The following is a 22978-nucleotide window of genomic DNA, read 5'->3' on the forward strand; positions in this document are numbered from 1 at the left end:
TTGCTGACGTTGCTCAAATAAAGGAGAGGAAAGAAAATGATTTACATTATCGATTCCGTTAAAATACCCTGGAGAGAGGCTCCGCCTCCTCTCCCCCGCTATGGGAAGATTTTACACGACGGGGTCCAAAATCCTCAGGTAGCACTTGTTAGTATAGGTCTATTTAAATTCAAACCTAGTCAGTACGGCTTACCGCATACGCATAAAAAAGAGGTGGAAATGTTTTTTACCATCGCCGGTACAGGAACATTAGTTATTGATGGGAATGATTATCAAGTAAAACCAGGAACGTTAGCTATTGTTCCGCCTGGAATTGAACATCACCCAGTTAATAACGGGGACAATGATTGGCATTATTTGGCGATTTTTACCCCCGCCTTTGATATGAGCTTTATCAATGAATGGAAACCTTGTTCCCCTTAATTTTGCAAAAACATTTTGGCTCTCCCCTATTTTTGTGAGCAAACACTTGTTTTACACCTTTTATTCCGACCGTTCATCGGAGCGATGCGGACCCTTGACATGGAGAATGCCCGTATTAGCTTAGTTTGGCAAAGGGCGACAAGCGGCTGGCCTGCCCCCCCCTGCCCCTTAGAAATACGGGTGCGAGGCTTCATGTCAAGGGTGGTCGCAAGATAATTAAGTTGCACCTACACGAACAGTAAAGAATCGATATTTTTCCTTAGGCAAGAGCGCACGAATTCTGCTCACTTGTTAGTACTAATAGTTCACATTGCTATGATGTTCATACTAGTAGCTGAATAGGGGTTATAACACATAAGAGAAAGGAGAAGGATATATGCGGAGTAAAGTAACCATTCAGACTCTTAGAGACAAGATGGAGAAAGGGCAACGTATAACTATGATCACCGGTTATGATTACCCTATGGCATTGTTGGAGGAGCGTGCAGGTATAGATATTATTCTGGTAGGCGACTCCCTAGGGATGACTATCCTGGGGTATGATACCACCTTGCCGGTAACTATGGACATAATGGTGGAACATGCCAAAGCGGTCCGCCGTGGAGCCCCTACCGCCTATGTGATCGGCGACATGCCCTACATGTCGTATCAAGTTAGTGTGGAAGAAGCTGTACGTAACGCTGGCCGTTTTATGAAGGAAGCAGGGGTGGACGCAGTCAAGCTAGAAGGCGGCCGGAACGTGGTGGATGTAATTGCCGCTCTCACTAAAGCCACCATTCCCGTAATGGGACACCTTGGCCTTACTCCCCAGTCTATCGCCATGTTAGGTGGTTTCAAGGCCCAGGGTCGGGATATTGCAGCAGCGGAGGCGATCATAGAGGATGCCAAAGCTATTGAGGAAGCGGGAGCGGTATCCATACTGTTGGAAGCTGTTCCGCCCGAGGTGGCAAAGGTGATTACCGAGAGGGCCAAAATCCCCATTATTAGCATTGGTGCGGGACCGTACTGCCACGGCCAACTGCTTATTGTCCACGATATGCTAGGTTTTTTCGATGCCTTTACGCCTAAGTTCGTCAAGAAATATGCCAACCTTAACAAGGTGATCTTGGACGCTCTTACCCAATACAAGGAGGACGTAGAAAACGGCGTTTTCCCCGCTGACGAGCATTGCTACAAGATGCAGGTGGAAGCCCTGACCAAGTTCCAAGCAAAATACGGCAAGTAACGTATAATCAAATATTTAGGGTTTATTATTATTGGTTTTTCGCTGTACGTGTGGGTGGAAGCAAATATTTTGCGATCGCCCTTGACATGAAGCCTCGCACCCGTATTTCTAAGGGGCAGGGGGGCAGGCCAGCCGCTTGTCGCCCTTTGCCAAACTAAGCTAATACGGGCATTCTCCATGTCAAGGGTTTCCGCTTCGCTCCGATGAATGCCACAATAAAAGGTATAAAAGTGTTTGCCTACGCGAAATAGCGAGGAACCCAAAATGATGTTTGAATAGCCGAGAAGGTGATGCTCTACGAGTAATATACGGGAATGGCCCTTTCGCCTGCGGCCTCCCCAGATCCTGGCCCTGGGTTTTGCCATGGTCATTGCTACCGGCACCTTGCTCCTGGCATTGCCCGTTGCCAGCGAGACAGGACAACCGGTAAAGATAGTGGATGCCCTGTTTACGGCCACGTCGGCAACCTGCGTTACCGGCCTTATCACCGTGGACACGCCAACTACTTATTCTTTGTTTGGTGAAATTGTGATTATGGCCCTGATCCAAACAGGTGGCCTGGGATTTATGACCCTCTCCACCCTGGTGGCCCTGCTGCTGGGGAAACGTATCACCCTCAAGGAAAGGCTGGTCATGCAGGAAGCCCTGAACCAGCTGACAGTAGAAGGGGTCGTGCGCCTGAGCAGGTACGTCCTGTTCTTTACTTTTCTTACCGAAGGGGTGGGGGCGCTTCTCCTGGGCCTGCGCTTCAGCAGGGACATGCCCCTGGGACAGGCCTTTTATTTCGGTATCTTCCATGCCGTATCCGCTTTTTGCAACGCCGGTTTCTCCCTGTTTTCCGCCAACCTGATGGGCTACCGGGGCGACTTGCTGGTCAACCTGATCATTACCGCCCTTATTATACTGGGCGGCCTGGGCTTCAGCGTTGTCGCCGATGTTTACAACAAACGTTCCTGGCAGCGGCTTTCCTTGCAAAGCAAAATAGTAATCAGCACCACCATGTGGCTGATCACCCTGGGCACGCTCTTGTTCCTGGCCCTGGAGTATACCAACAGCAAGAGCCTGGCGCCGTTACCCTTGGGAGAAAAAGTCCTGGCCTCCTATTTCCAGGCCGTCACCCCCAGGACGGCCGGGTTTAATACCTTGAATATCGGCGACCTGCGCCCCGTGACCCTCCTCTTGCTCATTATTCTCATGTTTATCGGCGCTTCACCGGGGTCCACCGGCGGCGGCATTAAAACTTCTACTTTCACGACCATTGCCGTGGCAGTATGGTCGATAATCCAGGGTAAGTGCGATATTGAAATCTTTGGCCGGCGCCTGCCCCGGGGTACGGTCCTCAAGGCCCTGGCGGTGGCAGCAGTGTCCATGCTGCTGGTGGTTACCGTAACCGGTATTATGCTGGTCACCGAACAGAAGGAAATGGAGATAATACTTTTCGAGGTAGTTTCAGCCTTTGGCACGGTGGGCCTCTCGGCGGGCTTGACGCCCCAGCTAACGGTGGCCGGCAAGCTGCTGATCACCGCGACCATGTATTCCGGCCGCGTAGGGCCCCTTACCCTGGCTTTTGCCATCGCCCAGCGCCTGGGTCGCCGGGGGATAAAGCATTATCCTGAAGAAGGGGTCATTATTGGCTAAAGGAGGTAGAACGGTGAAACAGTTTGCCGTCATTGGCCTGGGCCGTTTCGGATCCAGCGTGGCCCGCACCTTGGCCCGCATGGGTCACCAGGTAATCGCCATTGATAGGGACGAGGCCAAGGTGGAAGCCCTTATGAACGAGGTCACTACGGCCATCCAGGCAGATGCCCGCGATGAGGAAGCCTTGAAGGCGGCTGGCATTCGCAATGTGGACGTGGCCATTGTCGCCATTGGGGAAAATGTCGAGGCCAATATTCTGGTCACTTTAATCGTCAAGGAAATGGGCATCAAGTGCGTCGTGGCCAAGGCCCTGAACGACCTGCACGGTAAAGTCCTGGCGAAAATCGGTGCCGATAAAGTCGTTTATCCGGAGCGGGATATGGGAATCAGGGTCGCCCATACCCTTGCTTCTGGCAACGTCCTGGAGCATATCGACCTTTCGCCGGAGTACAGCATTGTGGAGATTGTGGCCCCGGCCAGGGTGGCGGGTAAGACCCTGGGGCAGCTGAATTTACGCGCCCAGCACGGTGTCAGCGTCATGGCTATCAAACGCAATGATAAAATACTGGCTGCTCCCGGAGCCGACGATGTGGTGGAAGAAGGCGACATCATGGTACTGGTAGGCCGGAACAAAGCCCTGGAAAGGCTGCAGGAAAGCTAAGGTGGAGTTAATCACTTCGGCAGCCAACCGTTATGTAAAGCTGGTTCGTTCTTTAAAGGAGCGTTCCTGGCGGGAGAAAAGGGTTCTTTATCTAATCGAGGGCATCCACCTGCTGGAGGAAGCCCGGCAGGCCTGGATACCCCTCGAAGCAGTTTTGTACAGCCCGCAAATTCTTGCTGCCCCGCGGGGAGAGCAGCTGGTAGCCGGCCTGCAGGAGGCTGGCTACCGCTGCCTGGCGGTGACGGAGCTACGGCTTCGGCAACAGTAGAGGTTCAGCTACTCTCAATATGTATCCCGGCTCTGTTTATGTCTAGGGGGGTATTTTACGCGAAGTAGAAATAAAGTAAGCGTAAAACAGCACCCACCTGGTTTCATCTCCCAGTTTGTAGGATAATCTTCCTTAAGAACACGAATGGAGGAAGATTTTTTATGACGAAAGCTGAACTGCAAAAACTATGGGAAACCCGCATCACCAAATATCGAGCCAGCGGTCAAAGTGCCAAATAATGGTACGCCGCCCATAATGCAACCCCCGGCAGTTATGGTACTGGCTCCGGAAGTTTAAAAATCAGAATGGAGTTCCTTCCGCCAAATCAACCCGGTGGCTGCCTGTAGAAGTAAGTGAGCAATCTTCTGTGGATCAGGGCAACTCCTTGCTGGTTAGAATAAGCCAGGCCAGCATCGAGGTAAAACCTGTCTTTTTATTTTCTGCAATCGTCGGAGCGAAAAACTTAAAATTCTCTACTGGGATCACATTGGGTTTTGGCATTATTACCGCTGGCTGGAGAAAGGCAAATTTCCCTGGCCGGCGGAGGCCGGTTCAACTGGTTGATGGAGCAGTTGCGCTTAAGCAAACACCGGTAATTCGGTGTTTCCAGCGAGCGGACCGCTCCTGAATAACAGCAGCTTATGCTTGTTAATAAAGCGAAGGTGGTTGTTTGCCAATACCCCGCTGCGTTATCTCTTCGAAAAACTTCCCAACCTGAATACTCAAGACGTAAATGCCTTGGATCAGCATGCAAGGTAAAAAGTCTTGGGTGGGGGAAGCCTTAATCCCCACCATAAGGGCATAGACCACGCATGCAAGTACTAGGCATAACCCACCCGCCCTCAAAAGGCCGAACGAAGGAATTAAACAGGGCATAGACCCCGGGAGACATGATAGGGTAGCCGAGGGCCAGGAAGTGGTGAGGTTACTGCCCAAGACTTAAAGATTAAACCATCGTCTTGTTGTTGTGGACGATGATGGAGGCTTAGTCTGCTCTCTTGAACTTCATCATAAAAAATTAAAATCTAAGAGAGCAGGAGATTTAACGAGCTAGAAGCAAATTATTGAGATAGGTGGGGATTATTTTACGCTTACTAAGCAGGAACTTCCGTTCTGGTGGCGAATAGCAAATGTGGGTCAAAAAACCACCAGAGGGTTGAACATGCTAGCAATTGTCAATTCCGTCGTTCTCGTGGGCCTGGAGGGGCAAAGTGTACGGGTAGAGGTCGACATTAACAATGGTTTGCCGGTTTTTGAGAGTGTTGGTCAAATTTTATACACGAAATATTTACCTGAAACCAGAAGCTTCGAGGTATAAAAAGATGATGACTAAGCCTCGAGATAAGAAGCTGCCATTCAGCGAGGAATCTGCTCGCCGTTTTGCTACCACTTAACGTTGCGGCAGTAAGTGCAAAGGCGATTATTGGCTGATTCGATGATATTGGTCGAGTTCAAGCTTTTTGCTAATATCCTGAAACTCCTGAAGTATGCTATCCTTAGCTACCAAAATAGCTATAATTATTCAAGTTCGATGCTTTTGCGTCCGGATACTTGTTTAAATTCAGTAAATATTTTAGTGTGGGATTGTGGTAGGGATAGTGGTAGGGATTGCGGTGCTTATCGTATGGCTGGTACGAGAGCCCGAAGGCGGACGGCGGACAGACAGACCCAAAGATATGAAATAGAACAGGGAGGCGATGCCGCTTCCCTGTTTATGATCTTACCTTATAGTAGTTTTGGGCAAAAGCTGCCCCGCCTATTTTACTGGGGCGGGATTTGCGGCTGGTCAAAGGACGGTGGTTGCGGGTCATGCAGGGAGGAACCTGCATAGTTACCGGGTGTGGACAGGTTGAAGAAGAGCCGGGCGTCCTTGTCTACACCCCAGTCCTGGGTGGAGCCGGTGCCCCGGACCTTCTGGAAGCATTCCCGGAACATGGTGTTGTGCGCCTCTTCCCTGTTCAACAGGAAATCGATCATCTGCCGCACATACCGGTCGGCGATTTGCCGGTGCAGATATTCATAAACAACCTTGGCACGTTGTTCGGCGGCGATATTGGAAAGCAGGTCCGCTGGCAGGTCACCGGTGGCTTCAATGTAAGATGCGGTCCACACCTGGCCGGAGGCGTTGCTGTAAAAGGGATTGAGTCCGGTCGTTACGTGTGCCTGAACATTGCCGATGGTGGCGTTCATGGCCTGAGGTTCATGGCCGTTCAAGAGGTTGACCGCCGTACATACCATTTCCAGGTGACTGAGTTCCTCCGCGGCGATGTCAAGGAAAATATCCTTGATGGCCGGGTCGTGAATGCGAAAACTTTGGGCCAGGTACTGTAACCCGGCTTTCAGTTCACCGTGGGGGCCCCCGATTTGCTCCTGCAAAAGCGCCGCGTAGTTTGGGTTCGGCCGTTCCACACGCACCATTTCCAGCAGCTTCTTATCATGCTTGAACATGTTATTCCCCCTTTCTATGTCTATTATCCCATGCTGGGCTTCATGGTATGTAGCTAGTTCAGCAGTGACGGCTGGAATATACCAGGAAGAAATAGTGGAAGTATTTTGGCTCTTGCAGGAACTTCCGTCCTGGCGGCGAACAGGAATTATTGGGTAAAAACTGGTGAAGCAAGGTTGCTTTTCCTGACACCTTGTGGTACTATAACTCCGCTTTAAGGTTGAAGAGAAGATGAATAATAAGCAGGGGGATGGAGAATGATGTTTACGCTTATTTTTGGCATTCTTAGCATTTTGCTTGGTATATTACAGCTAATCAGGCCAGCAAGGGTCTACACCGATAAGCCGGAAGTTCAAGTACATTTTCGACCAGGACGGTTCAGCTCTATTAACATTCTACTTAGCCTGGCATTGATAGGCTTTGGGATAGTTCTTCTATATTCATTTTATCTTACTGGCGCTAAACCCCATGGGCTCCCAGGAAATTTGGGACAAAGCTTCTCCAAGTAATCCCCGAATTAGGAATGTTGAAATAACGTTGCCTTAAAGAACGAATAAGGAACAAGAAAAACTTTTTGAAGGGCTCATACAAACCATGCCCATTAGCCGTTTGCGGGAAAAGTTTAAAGCGGATTGGGGTAATAAACACCATGAAACCCTGGGGGATGAGTTCCGGTATATGGTGGAAAATCGTTGGGAGAATTATACTAACGAACTTTTACGCCAGGCTGATATTCGTATCAAAGACAAAGACCTCGAGGTTATTTATGAGTAGTGTATTTTACCATCTCAGCAGGAACTTCCGTATTTCCCGGCTAATAGCAAATGTTGGCTAGATAACCGGTACATTTGCCTACTTATTGGGGGTTCAAAATGCTGGCCATTGTTAACTCAGTCGTCCTGATAGGCCTGGAGGGGCAAAGCGTACGGGTAGAGGTGGACATTAGCAACGGCCTGCCGGTTTGTGAAAGTGTTGGTCAAATTGTACAGATGAAAAGTCTAAAAAATAGGTAGGAGACGTGACGCTAGTATTTGCGTCCTCTTTATTTTTTACTTGTATCCATAGCATTAAAAGTATACTATGTATAAACAAAGAAGGAGTGAAAATCGTTATGCAACCTCATGTGCAAAAGTGGGGCAATAGTTTAGGGATACGTATCCCTTTATCGCTGGCCCAAAAAATCGGCCTTAGAGAAGGCACACCGGTTGATTTACAGGTAGATGAGGACGCGATAATTATCCGCCGCAAACATTACAGCCTGGAACAAATGTTAGCCCGGGTTAAACCTGAAAATATTCATAGTGAAATAGATACCGGGCCCCAGGTTGGGCGGGAAATATGGTAAACGAGATGGTAACCTATATTCCCGAACGTGGTGATATAGTCTGGCTCCAGTTTGATCCCCGGGCAGGACATGAGCAAGCTGGCAGGCGGCCGGCGCTGGTAATTTCACCGCAACTTTATAACGGCAAAGTGGGGCTGGCCCTTTTTTGCCCAGTTATTACAAAGGCGAAGGGTTATCCCTTTGAAGTAGAGATACCGGCTGGTTTAAAGATTACCGGAGTGATCCTGGCAGACCAGGTAAAAAGCCTTGACTGGCGGGCAAGGGAGGCGCAATTTGCCTGCAAAGTCCCGGCAGGGGTGATAGCAGAAGTCCAGGCTAAAGTTCAGGTGTTGATTTCCTGAGTTGCAAGAGAACGGCGTGCAGCAATTTTAGGCCCTACGCCGCCGCTTTAACTACCCTATTAATGCAGATTATCGCATTAATCAAACTTTTTTATAATAATATAGGCCGCTGACTGTATGAAATATCAGCTAGACAAAAGATGCATGTCTATAATATTCGTTTCCACTACTGTCCTTACTGCGGTTTAGTTCTCGAACGGGTTATAAACGCAGCCCGGAATATCCTGAAAAAAGCTTTGGATTTGGAAGCGGCTTGAAGCTTCCCTACCGTGGGGAACGACGGGACGTTACGCCTGTGGAGCTAACCCATTGGGGTTACGATGAAGCAGGAAACCCTCTCTAACCCCTCCCTAACCACGGTCGAAATAGCTGCTACCGCCAGCCTGGAGGGGAAGTGCAGATGGAACCCGGGGCGGGCTATCCCACGTCTTCCTACGGTGAGTTACAGACCACTACACAGAATAGCACGATAATGGGAGAAAGTCGCACGCAGGCGGGACACTAACGGCAGGAGACCTTCTGGAGAAGTATAGGACCTACCAGTAAGCTGCCGCACCTTATAGAAAAACATGATGTTGGAACGGTTACCTGACCTAACAGAGCAGATTTGGATCCGGACAGTAGGAGTTATCCCCTGGAGCTACCTGGAGAGGAAATGGCTTAAGGATAGAAGTCATTATCAAAACCTCTATCTAAACGGTGTCTTTTTTTCATTACTTTAGCAGGAACTTCCGTTCTGGATGCGAATAGCAAATGTGGGTCAAAAAACCACCTGGGGGTTGAACATGTTAGCCATAGTCAATTCCGTCGTCCTCGTGGGCCTGGAGGGGCAGGGCGTACGGGTAGAGGTCAATATTAGCAACGGTCTGCAGGTTTGTGAGATTGTTGGTCAAATTATATACATGAAAAATCAAATATAGAAGCGGAAAAGAACTGCAAGGCTTTTAAAGAAAGTAATAACGGGAACCTCATTGATGATCCCATCTTCCGCACCCTGTGAGCAACCCAAAAATAATTTTTACAGGGTGCAGAAGGAAATAAAAGTAGAGAGAATCTTCTAACCAGGAATTTCTAATTGAGTATCGAATCATTCCTCTAAGAGAATTCTGGAGGAATGTTCGATGCCTGTAGCCATCGATAATATGCGCTTCTTCCGGGCCGGTCCCGCAGCCCTTATCGCCAGGTTATGTGACGTTCTGAAGATAGCAGAAATCATTGATGCCGTAGTCGAATGGGACCCGGTCCAGTGCCATCTTTCCCCGGGAAATCGGGTTAAGGCGCTGATCATTAATCTCCTGGTAGACCGAGAGGCCCTCTATCATGTGGAGCGCTTTTATGAGAACCAGGACCTGGAGGTTTTGTTTGGAGCTGAGCAACAGGTCCGGCCTAGAGATTTTAACGATGATGCCCTGGGCCGGGCCCTGGATAAACTCTTCGCCAGCGGCCAGCTGAAGAAGTTGTTCTCCAGCATTGCTTTAACTGCCGCCGCTACCCACAACGTGCCCATTACAGGCATCCATGTGGATACCACCTCCATTTCCGTACAGGGCGCCTATGAGGGCGAAGGAGATTTAGATATAACTTTCGGTTTTAGCAAGGATCATCGTCCTGACCTCAAGCAGTTTCTCATCGGCTTGACCGTAAACAAAGATGGGTTACCCATTTTGGGTCAAAGTCTGGGCGGCAATACCAGTGATAAATCCTGGTACCCTGAGGTTATTGAAGAATTGGTCCAAACATTGAGCCCGGCAAAGCTTAAAGAGGTCATTTTCGTGGCGGACTGCGCCCTGGTAACTAAGGATAACCTGGCTCTTTTGATGCAGGAGGAAGATAACAAACCCGCCCTCCAGTTTATCTCCCTGTTACCGGAGAACTTCGGCCTTAACGAAGAGATTAAGGCCGAAGCCTTCCGAACCGGCACCTGGCAGGAGATCGGAAAACTGAGTTCAAAGAAAGATGCTGCCTACTATAAAAGCCAGAGCTTTGTCCGGGAAATAGGCGGCCATGACTTTCGTTTAATCGTGGTCCACTCCACAACCCTGGATAAACGCAAAGAGAATAGTCTCTTGAAAAAGTGGGCCAAGCAAAGAGAAGTTCTGGAAAAGGCCGCCCAAGCTCTTTCCCGGCGCCCTTTCGCCTGTGAGGCCGACGCCAAAAAAGCCATAGAACTCTTCTTGAGGGAATACCGCCACCAACCTTTCATCCTAAAGGGCACAGTTGATGAAGAAATAGCGAGCAGCTACGTCCGACCTGGGCGGCCCAAAAAAGGAGAGCAGCCCCAGAACACAGTCGTTTACCATGCCCATATTAGAATAGAGGAAGACCGGGAAGCAATGGCCCATGAAAAAGACCTGGCTTCCACCTTTGTCCTCATTACCAATCTCATGGATACCAAAGCTTACCCCGACCGGGCGGTGCTCAAGGAGTATAAGGAACAGAACGCTGTTGAGAGGCAGTTCCGTTTCTTAAAACAGCCGGTCCTCCTGGGGCCCATCTTCCTTAAGAACAAGAACCGGGTAGAAGCCATGTCGTTTGTTTTCCAGCTAGCCCTTCTGGTGGCAGCTTACCTGGAGTATCGGGTAAGAAAAAATCTGGAGCAAGAGGAGTCCCCCTTAATCCTGCCGGGGAAACGTAAGAGTACTAACCCTACAGCACGGGCACTCCTGGAGATGTTTGATTATCTCCTGGTAGTTAAACAGGGTTCGGACCGGGCGTTAATCAACTATCACGGGTCGGAGGTGATTAGAGCCCTTGAACTTGCTGGTTTCGGCAAGGAAATTTACCTTTTCCCACCCCGCGGTGGTGGGTAGGAGTATTTTTTAGTGCTCCAAGTAAACATTGGTAATTATATCCAAAGGTGCGGAATGTGGGATGATCACCATTTCAAATAGAAATTTAGGTTATAATAAGATGATGAAAGTATGAAGAATAGGGTGGTAAGTTATGGCTATAGAAAAAATTTATAACGCGATTAAAAGACTCCCTCCCGCGGAAAGGGAAAAATTACGCCATCTTCTAGATAACGAGGAATCTAACAATGAAAACACGAAAGCATTTGAAAGAGCAGCAGGTTCCTGGACCGACTTCGATGCTGACGGATTCATAGAAGAAATTTACCATCGCCGTAATAGCGTTGGCAGGAAAGGTTCAGAATGGTGATGGCAAAATACTGGCCATAAGTGTAGTTACCATCGCTGAATTGTATGAAGGGGTTTTTAGAAGTGCGAAGCCAGAGGAAAAAGAAAGTTCATTGCGCGATTTTCTGAAGGGCATTTCCATAATAAATGTTTCCCCGCCTATAGCACGCATCTTCGGTCAACGAAGAGCGGAATTGCATAAACAGGGGTTAACAATCAGCGATTTTGACTTATTAATAGGTTGTACGGCAATATATTACAACCTATCTCAATAATTTGCTTCTATCTCGTTAAATCGCCTGCTCTCTTAGATTTTCAATTTTTTACGATAAAGTTCAAGAGGGCAGACTAAGCCTCCATCATCGTCCACAACAACAAGACGATGGTTTAATCTTTAAGTCTTGGGTAGTAACCTCACCACTTCCTGGCCCTCGGCTACCCTATCATGTCTCCCGGGGTCTATGCCCTGTTTCATTCCTTCGTTCGGCCTTTTGAGGGCGGGTGGGTTGCGCCTGGTACTTATGAGCAGGGTCTATGCCCTTATGGTGGTGATTAAGGCTTCCCCCACCCAAGACTTTTTACCTTGTGTTTGGGTTTTTACTTCTTAAGCTGCTTGCTGTAATTGGGCGCGGCGATAGTCGCCTAACACTTTGTCAGAGTCGTAGTTTTCTTTCTTCCTGGCCAGGCCGTACATCACCCGTAGCAATTTTACGGCTATGGCTATTAAGGCCTGCTTTTTCTTTAAGGGGTTTTCCCGCCTGGTCAGGAAGTAGTGGTACAACGCTTTAAATTCACGGTTCTTGGCTACTAGAGTTAGACTGGCTTGGTATAACAGGTTCCTTAATTCGGCTCGCCCGCGTTTGGATATTTTGCTTTGCCCGTTCTTCTGCCCGGAACTTTGTTCGCTTAAGTTCAGTCCGGCGAGTTTTTGGATTTGCTTCCAGTGCTCGTAATTTTGGGGATCGCCTATTTCGCCTAAAAAGCCGGCTACTGTTACCAGGCCTATACCGGGGATGCTTAATAAATTGCCTGCGATATCTATTCCTGCTAGTATGTCGGCCATGGCTGCTTCTGTTTGCTCGATCTGCTTTTGGTAAAAGGCTATTTCGTCCAGGCAGGCGTTTAGCTTGTGTTGGGCTCCGGTTAATCCTTCGGTTACTCCTATGGACCCCTGGGCCGTCTGGTAGAGGGCCTGGGCTCTTTTCATCCCTACCCGGTGGTTACTGGCTTCTTTTAATGCGGCGGCTAATTCTTCGAGTTTATAGGCTAATATTAACCTGGGGAAGGGACAGTTCCTTAAGACCCATTGGGCTGCTTTGCCTAACAGGTTTTTGAATACTTGCCCCAGCTCGGGGAAGTATTCGTCCAGGATGGCCTGGAGTTGGTTTAAGGCGCTGTTTAGTTTCCGGCGTTGCTGCCGCCGGGTTACGGTCAGGTTCCTTAGTTCGGCATATTTTCCTTTGGGCAAAAGGCAGTGGAGGAAATTCCCGTCCTTGACTACTTTGGCTATTATCCCGGCGTCTTTTCGGTCGTTCTTGGTGGGGGAGTTACCCACTTCCTCTTTCCGCCTTTTGACGTGATAGGGATTGACTATCACTACTGTATAACCCTGCTCCTGGAGAAACCATGCTAAGGGTTTCCAGTAGTGGCCGGTGGGTTCCATGCCGATTACTACCCTTGTTGCCCTGGCTTTTTCTTTGGCTTCTTCCATTTTAGCCACTAGACGATAATAGCCTTCTTTGCTATTATGGAACTTGAAGGGTTTGACCACATCTAGTTCGATTTGGTTATAGATCCGTGCCCAGTGGTTGTGTTTGGCTACGTCGATACCGACAATTATCACATCACCATGGACCAGTAATTTCTTTTGCACTTCATTCATACGGTTTCTCGCCTCCTGGTGGGTTTGTTTGTTTTGGTCTATTTTCTTTTTACCAGGAGGCTTTTTTATTGGCAACACCTACCTTAAATCATTACAGGAATGCTTACGATATTGACTAATAACAAGAGGCATTATGAAAAGATACCTGGTATAACGGAAATAATAACTCTTTGAATATAGATGCCACATTGTTCCATGTTAGCAATAATCGGGTCTGGACGGTGGTAAAATTTTTACTTTTACTAATGAGGTTATCTCTTCCCTTCTCCTTAAGGGGAAGGGAAGAGGTGAGCGCGCGTTTGCCTTCAGTTTAGTTTTTGTTTTTTAATAAGGTTCTTATTATCCCCGCCCGGCGTTTTTCTTTTAAGCGGTAGCTGTCTCCGCTGATGTTGATTACCATGGAAAGACTATCGAGTATACCCGTAGCCAGAAAAGGGGATAACGGAAGACCTCCAAACGGGGCCTTTTCTTTTTTCACCACCTTAGCAGGAACTCCCGTTCTGGTGGCGAATAGCAAATATTGGACATAAAACCACCTGGGGGTTCAAAATGCTGGCCATTGTCAATTCCGTCGTCCTCGTGGGCCTGGAGGGCCAGAGTGTACGGGTAGAGGTGGATATTAGCAATGGTTTGCCTGTTTGTGATATCGTGGGCCTGCCGGACCCCTCCGTACGAGAGGCGCGGGAACGGGTGCGGGCGGCAATTAAAAACTCCGGCTTTGACTTTCCTTTACGCCGGATAATCGTTAACCTGGCCCCTGGTGATATTAAAAAAGAAGGTCCCATCTATGATCTGCCTATTGCCCTGGGCATCCTGATGGCCGCGGAAGAACTTGGCAGCGGGCCGGCGGCGGCCATCTATGCTGTGGGCGAGCTTTCCCTGGAAGGTACCCTGCGGCCTATTCCCGGGGTTTTGCCCATGGCCCTGGCCCTGCAAGAGTTTCAGCCGGGGGCCACCTTTATTGTCCCGGCGGCCAATGCCAATGAAGCCGCCCTGGCCTCCAGGTTAAAGGTTCTGGCGGCAGAAAGCCTGGCCCAGGTGGTGGCTTACTGGCGCGGTGATGAGGAGCTGCCGGAAGTTAAACCGGCAACAGGTGATAGCCCACCCCCGGTTTTTAATGGGGTGGATCTGGCCGATATCAAGGGCCAGATAGCTGCCAAAAGGGGGCTGGAAATAGCAGCTGCCGGGGGCCATAATATTCTCCTTATCGGCAGTCCCGGGGCGGGGAAAACCATGCTGGCCCGGAGCCTGCCTTCGATCCTGCCGCCCCTCACCTATGAAGAGGCCCTTACCGTAACCAAAATTTACAGCGTCGCGGGATTGCTGGCTCCCGGCCAGGGGCTGATAACGGAACGCCCCTTCCGGACACCCCACCATACAGCCTCGACGGCCAGCATCATCGGCGGCGGCCGGATTCCTAAACCGGGAGAGGTCAGCCTGGCCACCCACGGTGTTCTTTTTCTGGATGAAATGGCCGAATACCGCCGTGACGTCCTGGAGGCCCTGCGCCAGCCGCTGGAAGACCGGTTCGTCACCGTGTCCCGGGTGGCGGCCGCCATTACCTATCCCGCCGATTTCCTTCTAATCGGCAGTATGAATCCTTGTCCGTGCGGCTATTACGGCGATGGGGTTAAAGAATGCCTGTGCACCCCCCACCAGATCGCCCAGTACCGGAAAAGGTTATCCGGACCTTTACTGGACCGGATAGACCTGCACCTGGAAGTTCCCCGCCTGACTTATAGCGAAGTCGAGGCCGGGACCGCCAGGGAAAATTCGGCTGCTGTAAGGGAGCGGGTCACGGCCGCCCGCCAGAAACAGCAGGAAAGGCTTAAGGGGACAGGGGTAACCTGCAATGCAGCCATGTCCTCCCGCCAGGTGCACCAGTTCTGCCGCCTGGCCCCCCAGGCGCGCGCCCTCCTGCGCGATGCCTTTAACAAGCTGGGTCTCTCCATGCGGGCCCATGACCGCTTGCTCAAGGTGGCCCGGACCATAGCCGACCTGGAAGGGTCGGAGTTAATAACTGCCGCCCACCTGGCCGAGGCTATCCAGTACCGCAGCCTTGACTGGGGGGAGGAGAAACAGGGTGCTTAGTTATAAAGTTATTTAAGGTAGGGCATGTTATCTGGTGTGAAGCCAGGAGTTACCTGCCCGCCTCAAACATAAAAAGGAGGCGAACCTGCATGCCTGAATTTCAAGCCATGGGTTTAATCGCCGAGCTGATGGCCATTGCCGCCAGGACGGCGCCTAAGGCCGCCGGCAAAGACTTTATTGAGTTGAAAATCCTCCAGGGGGAAGCCCTGGAGGAGCTGGCCGCAGCTATGGCCCGCTATGGCCAGGAGAGCGGGAAGAAAAACTTTGACCGCGATGGTGATAATGTCCGCCGCTCGGATGCCGTTCTCCTGGTCGGGCTGAAAAACGCTGCTAAAACCGGCCTGGATTGCGGTGCCTGCGGAGTTCCCCGCTGTGCCGACCTGGAAAAGATCCATGATGGTCCCGAGTTTGCCGGGCCGATCTGCGCCTGGCGGTTAATGGACCTGGGGATAGCCCTGGGTTCAGCCGCCAAGATGGCGGGAATGCTCAACGCCGACAACCGCATTATGTACCGTATTGGTGTCGTAGCCAGAAAGATAGGCCTTATGGATGCCGACGTTATTGCCGGTATCCCCATCGCCGCTACCGGGAAAAACATTTATTTTGACCGCTAAGTTATTTTAAACGTGTTAACCTAATGACGCCCAGGGCCCTCCCCTGGGCGCCCATTCATTAAAAGAGCTTTGTGGAGGCGATTAAAATGACCTTTCGTTTTTACCTGCCTACCCGGGTATTTTTTGGCGAAGGGGTATTAAAGGAGTATGGCGATTTACTCGGCCGGCTGGGCCGGCGGGCCCTCGTAGTTACGGGTCGCAAAAGCGCCGTTGCCAGCGGTGCCCTGGCTGATTTTGAAGTCCTGGCTAAAAAGCTGGGGTTAAGCTGGGTTGTTTTCAACGAGGTACCGGCCAACCCGACCCTGGAGACAGTAGCTAAAGCTGTTGACCTGGCCCGCCGGGAGAGGGTTGACCTGGTCATTGGCATTGGCGGCGGGTCCCCCCTGGACACGGCCAAGGCCGTGGCTCTCCTGGTACCCAACAAAGCAGCGGCAGCCCGGCTTTACGAGGCCGACCTGCCGGAGCCCCCCCTGCCGCTGGCAGCAGTACCGACTACCGCCGGTACCGGCAGCGAGGTTACCCAGCATGCCGTTTTTACTTTACCGGCTAAGGAAATAAAAAAGGGTTTCAGCGACGACCGCTGCTTCCCCCTGGTGGCCCTGGTGGACCCCCGCTATACCTATACCTTACCCCGCGATATTACCATAGATACCGCCCTGGATACCCTGACCCATGCCATCGAGGGTTACCTGTCCAGGCGCTCCACCCCTTTAAGCGACACCCTGGCCCTGGAAGCCGTGCGCCTTTTTGCCGGGCAAAAGGAGGCACTGCTGGCCGGAAACTTGCTCCCGGCAGCCAGGCGGGACCTCATGTATGCCGCCACCCTGGGGGGCATGGTCATTGCCCAGACCCGGACGACTATCCTCCATACCCTGGGTTATCCTTTAACCTACAGCCACGACATACCCCACGGCCGCGCCAACGGCTATTTGTTGGCGGCCTATCTGGAATTTATCCAGCCGGCAGAACCGGTTAAAGTTAACAATCTCCTTAAGGTCCTGGGGATGGCATCCATAGAGGAAGTTCGGGAACTGATCCGGCACTTATTACCCCCCCTGGCCAAATTCCCAGAAACAGAGCTGGAAAGGATGGCCTCCCTGGCAGCAGCCAACGCGAGCAGCCTGTCCTGGACGGCCCGCCAGGCGACCGCTGCCGATTTAGGCAATATTTTATACCGGAGCCTGGGCTAGTATTCCAGAACCAGGCTCCGGGTTCCCATACCTTAGGCCTGCCGCACCTCTCATGTCCCTCCAGGGGGACTTTTTTAATTCAGTCTTGACGGGACGGTAAAGAATAGATATGCTTTTAAAAAACCAGGTAACTTAAACTGCTAGTGGCAGGAAATTTCACCCAGACCGCGAAAGGTAACTGTTACAACTACTAAGCAGGGGAGAAACCATGGAAGAAAAACCGTTCTGGGTAGCCCTCCAGCAGACGCCGGGCCTGGGAGCTCGCCGGTTCCTCCAGCTGGTTAAAATTTTCGGCAGCCCCCGCGCTGCCTGGGAAGCTCCGGATAAAGAGCTTCTGGCCGTAGAAGGTCTGGGTAAAGCAGCAACCGGCTTGATTAAGTGGCGCCGCCAGGTAACACCGGAAAAAATTATGGCTAAACTAGATACTGCCGGGATAAGAGTCCTGATCCTGGAGGATGCAGCCTACCCCCTGGAGCTCAAGCGCATTTATGATCCGCCGCCCGTCCTCTACTGGCGGGGCAGCCGGCTGCCGGGGGAAGGCCTGAAAATAGCCATCGTCGGTACCCGCCGGGCGACGGCCTATGGTCTTAAAGTGGCTGCCGATCTCGCTGCGGGTCTTGCCGCCGCCGGCGTCGGGGTTGTCAGCGGCCTGGCCCGGGGCATAGATGCTGCTGCTCACCGGGGAGCCATCCGGGAGAACGGCCTTACCTGGGGCATCCTGGGTTGTGGGGTAGACGTTATTTATCCCCCCGAACACCGGGAGCTTTACCATCAGGTAATGGACCACGGGGCCATCCTTTCCGAGTTTCCCCCGGGCACGCCGCCGGAAGCCGGCCATTTCCCGGCCCGTAACCGCATTATCAGCGGCCTGGCGAGCGGTACGGTGGTTGTCGAAGCCCCAGCCAAAAGCGGCGCCTTGATTACAGCCGACCTGGCCCTGGAGCAGAACCGCGATGTCTTTGCCGTCCCGGGGCCTATCACCAGCCGTTACAGCCAGGGTCCCAATGAATTAATTAAACAGGGGGCCAGAGTGGTGACCGGGGTGGCTGATATTCTGGCCGAATATGAGCCCCAATCCCTGTGGACTTTGTCCCCGCAGGAAAGCCGGGTGGAGGTGGCCCTGTCGGCCGCCGAGGAAAAGGTTATGGCTGCCCTCAGCGTCGTGCCTGTTCACCTGGATACCATTATGGCCACAACCGGCCTGCCGCCGGGGCAAGTGAATACCGCCCTGCTTCAGCTGGAGATAAGAAAATTAATCCGGCGGTTGCCGGGAGGTTTTTACCTGCGCTGTTAGGGGGGAAAATTTTTGGCCCATACATTGGTTATCGTGGAATCGCCGGCCAAGGCCAAGACCATTGGCAAATTCCTGGGGCGGAACTATACCATTAAATCGTCCATGGGGCATATCCGCGATTTACCCAAGAGCCAGTTTGGCGTCGACGTCGAGCACGGTTTTGAGCCCCACTATATCACCATCCGGGGAAAAGGGGCGATTGTAAAGGAACTGCGGGACGCTGCCCAGAAATCCCAGCGCGTTTTACTGGCTACGGACCCGGACCGGGAAGGGGAGGCCATTGCCTGGCACCTGCAGCATCTCCTAGACCTGCCTCCCGGGCCTGTGCGCATCGAGTTCAACGAGATAACTCGCAACGCCGTCCAGGAAGCTATAAAAAAGCCCCGGGAGATTGATCAAAACCGGGTCGATGCCCAGCAGGCCCGGCGGGTGCTGGACCGCGTGGTCGGATACCGTTTGAGCCCCCTCCTGTGGCGCAAGGTACGTAAAGGCTTAAGCGCCGGCCGGGTGCAGTCGGTAGCCGTACGCCTGATTGTCGACCGGGAACGGGAAATCGAAGCTTTCCAGCCGGAAGAATACTGGAGCCTGACAGCCTGGTTGCTGGCCGGCGGTGACGGTGAGGCTTTCCCGGCGAAACTCTTTAAGTATGCCGGCGAGGAGCCGAAAATTAAAAATGAAGAGGAAATGCACGCCATCCTGGCAGCTCTGGAAGGGGCCAGCTATGTCGTAACTCAGGTTAAGCAGCGGGAACGGCGCAAAAACCCGGCGCCCCCCTTCACCACCAGCACCCTGCAGCAGGAGGCTTATCGCAAGCTGAATTTCACCGCCAGGCGGACCATGCAGGTGGCCCAGCAGCTCTACGAGGGCATTGACCTGGGCGGCAGTGAAGGTCCTGTCGGCCTGATAACCTATATCCGTACCGATTCCACCCGTATTGCCAGCGTCGCCCAGCTGGAAGCCCGGGACTTTCTCATGGAGCGCTTTGGCCCCGAGTACGTCCCGGAGGGCTTAAGGCAGTTTAAGGGCCGTAAGGACATCCAGGATGCCCACGAAGCCATCCGGCCCACTTCCGTCTGGCGGGAACCAGAAGCCTTGAAAAATGTCCTGACCCGGGACCAGTTCCGCCTCTACAATCTAATCTGGGAGCGCTTTGTGGCCAGCCAGATGCAGGCTGCCGTTATGGATACCATGACAGTGGAAATCAGCGCCGGTCCCTGCCTTTTCCGGGCTACCGGTTCGGTAATCAAGTTTCCGGGATACCTGCGCGTTTACCAGGAAGGCAGCGACGGCGAAGGTAAGGAGCAGGAACAAAGGCTGCCCGCCCTGGCCACCGGCGAGATTTTGCAACTTCAATCCCTGGAACCCAAGCAGCACTTTACCCAGCCGCCGCCGCGTTATACCGAAGCCACCCTGGTGAAAACGATGGAAGAGCTGGGTATCGGCCGGCCCAGCACCTATGCTCCCACCATTGAGACCATCCTGGAGCGCGGTTATGTGGTCAGGGAGCAGAAGCAGTTTATCCCCACGGAGCTGGGCCGGGTGGTAGTGGACCTCCTGAAGGAGCATTTTCCTGATATTATTGACGTGGAATTTACGGCCCAGATGGAACAGCAGCTGGACGAGATTGAAGCTGGAAAATTATCCTGGCGCCAGGTAGTGGCTGAATTCTACGAGCCCTTCAGTCGGGTCCTGGAACGGGCCGAAAGGGAAATCGACACCATAGAGCTCCCGGAAGAAGTCAGCGAAGAAAAATGTGAACTCTGCGGCCGCAACCTGGTTGTCAAAACGGGCCGCTACGGCAAATTTCTGGCCTGTCCCGGCTTCCCCGATTGCCGTTTTACCAAACCCTTGCTGGAGACCATCGGCGTTAATTGCCCCCGGTGCGGGGGAGAAATTGTGGCCCGGCGCACGAAAAAGGGGCGCAAATTTTACGGCTGCCAGAACTACCCGCAGTGCAATTACGTTTCCTGGGATAAACCTACCAACCAGAACTGCCCTCGCTGCGGGACCCGCCTGGTGGAAAAGGCTTCCCGCCAGGGGGTACGCCTGCTTTGCCCCAGCAAGGAATGCGGCTATGAAGAAAAGATCCAGCAGGCTAAATAGTTTGTTTACGGAGGCGATAAGTTGCCGGAAAAGCTGATCATTATTGGCGGCGGCCTGGCCGGCAGCGAGGCCGCCTGGCAGGCGGCCCGGCGGGGAATCAAAGTCGAGCTGTGGGAGATGCGGCCGGGCAAGATGACACCGGCCCACCGTACCGGCTACCTGGCCGAGCTGGTCTGCTCCAATTCTTTGCGGGCCGATACCCTGGAGAACGCGGCCGGCCTGTTAAAGGCGGAGATGCGCCTCGCCCGTTCCCTCATTATGGCCGTAGCTGAGGAATGCCGCGTGCCGGCCGGCAAGGCCCTGGCCGTAGACCGGGAGGAGTTTGCCGCCCGGGTGACTGCCGCCCTGGAGGCGGAAGAACGGATTACCATTATCCGGGAGGAAGCCCGGGCCGTACCCGTACAGGGCCCGGTGATCATTGCCACCGGGCCTTTAACTTCGCCGGCCCTGGCCGAAAGCCTTAAAGGTTTAACCGGCGCCGAGTATCTATACTTTTACGACGCGGCGGCGCCCATTGTTACGGCCGAATCTTTAAATTACAGCCGTATTTTCAAGGCTTCCCGCTACGGGCGGGGGGAGGAAGACTACCTCAACTGTCCTTTGAATGAAGAGGAGTACCGGCGCTTTTACGAGGCCTTGATTACGGCCGAACGTCACCCCCGGCATGAATTTGAGCCTGAGGTAGTTTTTGAAGGGTGCATGCCGGTGGAAGTCATGGCCAGGCGGGGACCGGATACCCTGCGCTTCGGCCCCATGCGCCCGGTGGGCCTCGTTGACCCGGCTACCGGTAAGGAGCCCTATGCCGTGGTGCAGCTGCGCCGGGATAACCTGGCCGGTACCCTGTATAACCTGGTGGGTTTCCAGACGAGCCTCAAGTGGGGAGAACAGGAACGGGTCTTTCGCCTCATCCCCGGCCTGGAAGAGGCGGAGTTTGTCCGTTTTGGCGTCATGCACCGCAACACATATATTAATTCGCCCCAGGTGCTTAAACCTACCCTGCAGTTAAAGGAACAGCCGCATGTTTTCCTGGCCGGCCAGCTAACCGGCGTGGAAGGTTACATTGAGTCCGCCGCCAGCGGCCTGGTGGCGGGGGTCAACGCGGCGCGTTTAATCAAGGGCCAGGACCCCCTGACCCTGCCGCCGGCTACGGCCCACGGTGCCCTTCTCCATTATATCACCGATCCCACCCATTCCCCCCTGCAGCCCATGCATATTAATTTTGGCCTGCTGCCGCCCCTGGAGCGCCGGGTGAAAAGCCGGGAAGTGCGCAACCGGGCTTTAGCAGAGCGAGCTTTAGAAATCTGGTCCGGCCTCGGTGAATTTTCCGGCAATTGACTTGCACTATACAAGTGAATATGTTAGCATATATAGGGTCCGTGGGGGTGAGGGTGTGATCGGGGCTGCCTTTCAAGAAGGGTTGGAAGGGTTTATCTTATACCTGGAAGGTGAAAAGCAGGCCTCTCCCTGTACCGTTACCGCTTACCGGGCCGACATCGAGCAATTTGCTGCCTTTGTATACGAACGCCGGGGCCCGGAGGCCGGGCCGGGCGACGTTGATACCTGGCTGGTGCGCCGTTTTTTAGGCTGGCTGAACCAATTGGGCCGGGAAAAAAGCAGCATAAACCGCAAGCTGGCTGCTTTACGTTCCTTTTACCGCTTCTTGCTCCGGGAGGGAAAGGTGGAGAGCAGTCCGGCGGCCTTGCTGGCAGGACCGCGCCGGGAAAAACGTTTACCCCGTTTTTTAAGCTATGCCGAGGTGGAAAAACTGCTGGCCATACCGGCTGCTACCCCGCTGGGGTTGCGAGACCGGGCCATAATGGAAACCTTATATGCCTCTGGCATCAGGGTGAGCGAGCTGGTCGGACTGAACCAGGAAAACCTAGACCTGGAGGCCGGTTATGCCCGGGTCCTGGGCAAGGGCCGGCGGGAAAGGGTTGTCCCCCTGGGCAGCCAGGCCGTTAAAGCCCTGCGGGATTACCTGGCCCGGGGCCGGCCGGCGCTGGCGGCCCGCCGCAATCCGCCGGAAGCAAAAGCCCTGTACCTCAACCACCTGGGCGGCCGTCTGACGGTGCGGGGCGTACGGGAGCGGTTGAACCACTACGTCGAGAAGGCGGCATTAAACAGCGGTATTTCCCCCCACACCCTGCGTCACTGTTTTGCCACCCATATGCTGGAGCGGGGGGCGGATCTTAGGGTAGTCCAGGAACTCCTGGGCCATGTTAACCTTTCCACCACCCAGATCTATACCCATCTCAGCCAGGCCAGGTTGCGAGAAATATATCAGGAGGCCCACCCCAGGGCTAAAAGAAGTGAGGGGTAA

The 22978-nt window shown here is 52.8% G+C and carries 23 protein-coding genes; 20 read left to right on the forward strand and 3 right to left on the reverse strand.

What is annotated here, in order from left to right:
- The first annotated feature begins 36 nt into the window (after window positions 1-36).
- From MCACP_RS05645 to MCACP_RS05665, 5 genes are all read left to right on the forward strand, one after another.
- Complete coding sequence (locus tag MCACP_RS05645; RefSeq protein WP_406678384.1) at window positions 37-423, forward strand: cupin domain-containing protein; 387 nt, start codon at window positions 37-39, stop codon at window positions 421-423.
- 376 nt (window positions 424-799) lie between these two features.
- The gene (gene panB, locus MCACP_RS05650) at window positions 800-1648 is read left to right on the forward strand and encodes a 3-methyl-2-oxobutanoate hydroxymethyltransferase (protein WP_406678385.1); all 849 of its coding nucleotides are present in this window, start codon (window positions 800-802) and stop codon (window positions 1646-1648) included.
- A 363-nt stretch (window positions 1649-2011) separates the two neighbouring features.
- Window positions 2012-3286, forward strand: a complete 1275-nt coding sequence (locus MCACP_RS05655; protein ID WP_406678386.1) for a TrkH family potassium uptake protein — start codon at window positions 2012-2014, stop codon at window positions 3284-3286.
- 13 nt (window positions 3287-3299) lie between these two features.
- Window positions 3300-3947: a potassium channel family protein gene (locus MCACP_RS05660; RefSeq protein WP_406678387.1), complete on the forward strand. Its 648-nt coding sequence runs from the start codon at window positions 3300-3302 to the stop codon at window positions 3945-3947.
- 1 nt (window position 3948) lies between these two features.
- Entirely contained in the window at window positions 3949-4215 is a 267-nt protein-coding gene (locus MCACP_RS05665; protein WP_406678388.1) for a hypothetical protein, read from the forward strand.
- A gap of 1761 nt (window positions 4216-5976) precedes the next feature.
- Here MCACP_RS05665 and MCACP_RS05670 read toward each other — a convergent pair.
- Complete coding sequence (locus MCACP_RS05670; protein WP_406678389.1) at window positions 5977-6663, reverse strand: manganese catalase family protein; 687 nt, start codon at window positions 6661-6663, stop codon at window positions 5977-5979.
- Window positions 6664-7255: 592 nt separating this feature from the next.
- On the opposite strand from MCACP_RS05670, the gene MCACP_RS05675 reads away from it, so the two are divergent.
- The 8 genes from MCACP_RS05675 (at window position 7256) to MCACP_RS05710 (ending at window position 11759) form a co-directional block, all read left to right on the forward strand.
- Complete coding sequence (locus MCACP_RS05675) at window positions 7256-7435, forward strand: hypothetical protein (RefSeq protein WP_406678390.1); 180 nt, start codon at window positions 7256-7258, stop codon at window positions 7433-7435.
- Between the two features lie 98 nt (window positions 7436-7533).
- Window positions 7534-7674: a hypothetical protein gene (locus tag MCACP_RS05680; RefSeq protein ID WP_406678391.1), complete on the forward strand. Its 141-nt coding sequence runs from the start codon at window positions 7534-7536 to the stop codon at window positions 7672-7674.
- Between the two features lie 98 nt (window positions 7675-7772).
- Window positions 7773-8006, forward strand: coding sequence for an AbrB/MazE/SpoVT family DNA-binding domain-containing protein (locus MCACP_RS05685; protein ID WP_025774455.1), 234 nt, complete (start codon window positions 7773-7775; stop codon window positions 8004-8006).
- Window positions 8000-8347 carry an endoribonuclease MazF gene (mazF, locus tag MCACP_RS05690; RefSeq protein WP_406678392.1) on the forward strand — a complete coding sequence of 116 codons (348 nt, stop codon included), beginning with the start codon at window positions 8000-8002 and terminating at the stop codon, window positions 8345-8347. Before MCACP_RS05685 ends, mazF begins: the two co-directional genes overlap by 7 nt.
- Window positions 8348-9132: 785 nt before the next feature.
- Window positions 9133-9267, forward strand: a complete 135-nt coding sequence (locus MCACP_RS05695; protein WP_406678393.1) for a hypothetical protein — start codon at window positions 9133-9135, stop codon at window positions 9265-9267.
- 201 nt (window positions 9268-9468) lie between these two features.
- Window positions 9469-11157: an IS1634 family transposase gene (locus MCACP_RS05700; protein ID WP_406677048.1), complete on the forward strand. Its 1689-nt coding sequence runs from the start codon at window positions 9469-9471 to the stop codon at window positions 11155-11157.
- Between the two features lie 133 nt (window positions 11158-11290).
- Complete coding sequence (locus tag MCACP_RS05705; RefSeq protein WP_406678394.1) at window positions 11291-11506, forward strand: hypothetical protein; 216 nt, start codon at window positions 11291-11293, stop codon at window positions 11504-11506.
- Window positions 11481-11759 carry a type II toxin-antitoxin system VapC family toxin gene (locus MCACP_RS05710; protein ID WP_406678395.1) on the forward strand — a complete coding sequence of 93 codons (279 nt, stop codon included), beginning with the start codon at window positions 11481-11483 and terminating at the stop codon, window positions 11757-11759. The genes MCACP_RS05705 and MCACP_RS05710 overlap by 26 nt, the downstream gene beginning before the upstream one ends.
- A 329-nt stretch (window positions 11760-12088) precedes the next feature.
- Here MCACP_RS05710 and MCACP_RS05715 read toward each other — a convergent pair whose 3' ends face one another.
- The gene (locus MCACP_RS05715) at window positions 12089-13366 is read right to left on the reverse strand and encodes an IS110 family transposase (RefSeq protein WP_406677771.1); all 1278 of its coding nucleotides are present in this window, start codon (window positions 13364-13366) and stop codon (window positions 12089-12091) included.
- A gap of 310 nt (window positions 13367-13676) precedes the next feature.
- On the reverse strand, window positions 13677-13847 hold the full coding sequence (locus tag MCACP_RS05720; RefSeq protein ID WP_406678771.1) for a hypothetical protein: 171 nt from the start codon (window positions 13845-13847) through the stop codon (window positions 13677-13679).
- Window positions 13848-13915: 68 nt separating this feature from the next.
- Here MCACP_RS05720 and MCACP_RS05725 point away from each other — a divergent pair, with 68 nt between their 5' ends.
- From MCACP_RS05725 to xerC, 7 genes are all read left to right on the forward strand, one after another.
- Complete coding sequence (locus MCACP_RS05725) at window positions 13916-15457, forward strand: YifB family Mg chelatase-like AAA ATPase (RefSeq protein WP_406678396.1); 1542 nt, start codon at window positions 13916-13918, stop codon at window positions 15455-15457.
- A gap of 89 nt (window positions 15458-15546) precedes the next feature.
- Window positions 15547-16071 carry a ferredoxin domain-containing protein gene (locus tag MCACP_RS05730; RefSeq protein WP_406678397.1) on the forward strand — a complete coding sequence of 175 codons (525 nt, stop codon included), beginning with the start codon at window positions 15547-15549 and terminating at the stop codon, window positions 16069-16071.
- 86 nt (window positions 16072-16157) lie between these two features.
- Window positions 16158-17261, forward strand: a complete 1104-nt coding sequence (locus MCACP_RS05735) for an iron-containing alcohol dehydrogenase family protein (protein WP_406678398.1) — start codon at window positions 16158-16160, stop codon at window positions 17259-17261.
- A 208-nt stretch (window positions 17262-17469) separates the two neighbouring features.
- Window positions 17470-18555, forward strand: a complete 1086-nt coding sequence (gene dprA / locus MCACP_RS05740) for a DNA-processing protein DprA (RefSeq protein ID WP_406678399.1) — start codon at window positions 17470-17472, stop codon at window positions 18553-18555.
- 12 nt (window positions 18556-18567) lie between these two features.
- A complete protein-coding gene (topA, locus tag MCACP_RS05745; protein ID WP_406678400.1) occupies window positions 18568-20658 on the forward strand; it encodes a type I DNA topoisomerase in 2091 nt (696 codons plus the stop codon).
- A 21-nt stretch (window positions 20659-20679) separates the two neighbouring features.
- Window positions 20680-21993, forward strand: coding sequence for a methylenetetrahydrofolate--tRNA-(uracil(54)-C(5))-methyltransferase (FADH(2)-oxidizing) TrmFO (trmFO, locus tag MCACP_RS05750; RefSeq protein ID WP_406678401.1), 1314 nt, complete (start codon window positions 20680-20682; stop codon window positions 21991-21993).
- Window positions 21994-22048: 55 nt separating this feature from the next.
- Window positions 22049-22978, forward strand: coding sequence for a tyrosine recombinase XerC (gene xerC, locus MCACP_RS05755; RefSeq protein WP_406678402.1), 930 nt, complete (start codon window positions 22049-22051; stop codon window positions 22976-22978).

This window comes from Neomoorella carbonis, assembly GCF_045278715.1.
Classification (GTDB): domain Bacteria; phylum Bacillota; class DSM-521; order Neomoorellales; family Neomoorellaceae; genus Neomoorella; species Neomoorella carbonis.

What these genes read in the sequence shown, in the direction of transcription:
- MCACP_RS05645 (WP_406678384.1), top strand. Translation starts at nt 37, where the DNA reads ATGATTTACATTATCGATTCCGTTAAAATACCCTGGAGAGAGGCTCCG.
- panB (WP_406678385.1), top strand. Translation starts at nt 800, where the DNA reads ATGCGGAGTAAAGTAACCATTCAGACTCTTAGAGACAAGATGGAGAAA.
- MCACP_RS05655 (WP_406678386.1), top strand. Translation starts at nt 2,012, where the DNA reads ATGGTCATTGCTACCGGCACCTTGCTCCTGGCATTGCCCGTTGCCAGC.
- MCACP_RS05670 (WP_406678389.1), bottom strand. Translation starts at nt 6,663, where the DNA reads ATGTTCAAGCATGATAAGAAGCTGCTGGAAATGGTGCGTGTGGAACGG.
- MCACP_RS05675 (WP_406678390.1), top strand. Translation starts at nt 7,256, where the DNA reads ATGCCCATTAGCCGTTTGCGGGAAAAGTTTAAAGCGGATTGGGGTAAT.
- MCACP_RS05680 (WP_406678391.1), top strand. Translation starts at nt 7,534, where the DNA reads ATGCTGGCCATTGTTAACTCAGTCGTCCTGATAGGCCTGGAGGGGCAA.
- MCACP_RS05685 (WP_025774455.1), top strand. Translation starts at nt 7,773, where the DNA reads ATGCAACCTCATGTGCAAAAGTGGGGCAATAGTTTAGGGATACGTATC.
- mazF (WP_406678392.1), top strand. Translation starts at nt 8,000, where the DNA reads ATGGTAAACGAGATGGTAACCTATATTCCCGAACGTGGTGATATAGTC.
- MCACP_RS05695 (WP_406678393.1), top strand. Translation starts at nt 9,133, where the DNA reads ATGTTAGCCATAGTCAATTCCGTCGTCCTCGTGGGCCTGGAGGGGCAG.
- MCACP_RS05700 (WP_406677048.1), top strand. Translation starts at nt 9,469, where the DNA reads ATGCCTGTAGCCATCGATAATATGCGCTTCTTCCGGGCCGGTCCCGCA.
- MCACP_RS05705 (WP_406678394.1), top strand. Translation starts at nt 11,291, where the DNA reads ATGGCTATAGAAAAAATTTATAACGCGATTAAAAGACTCCCTCCCGCG.
- MCACP_RS05715 (WP_406677771.1), bottom strand. Translation starts at nt 13,366, where the DNA reads ATGAATGAAGTGCAAAAGAAATTACTGGTCCATGGTGATGTGATAATT.
- MCACP_RS05725 (WP_406678396.1), top strand. Translation starts at nt 13,916, where the DNA reads ATGCTGGCCATTGTCAATTCCGTCGTCCTCGTGGGCCTGGAGGGCCAG.
- MCACP_RS05730 (WP_406678397.1), top strand. Translation starts at nt 15,547, where the DNA reads ATGCCTGAATTTCAAGCCATGGGTTTAATCGCCGAGCTGATGGCCATT.
- MCACP_RS05735 (WP_406678398.1), top strand. Translation starts at nt 16,158, where the DNA reads ATGACCTTTCGTTTTTACCTGCCTACCCGGGTATTTTTTGGCGAAGGG.
- dprA (WP_406678399.1), top strand. Translation starts at nt 17,470, where the DNA reads ATGGAAGAAAAACCGTTCTGGGTAGCCCTCCAGCAGACGCCGGGCCTG.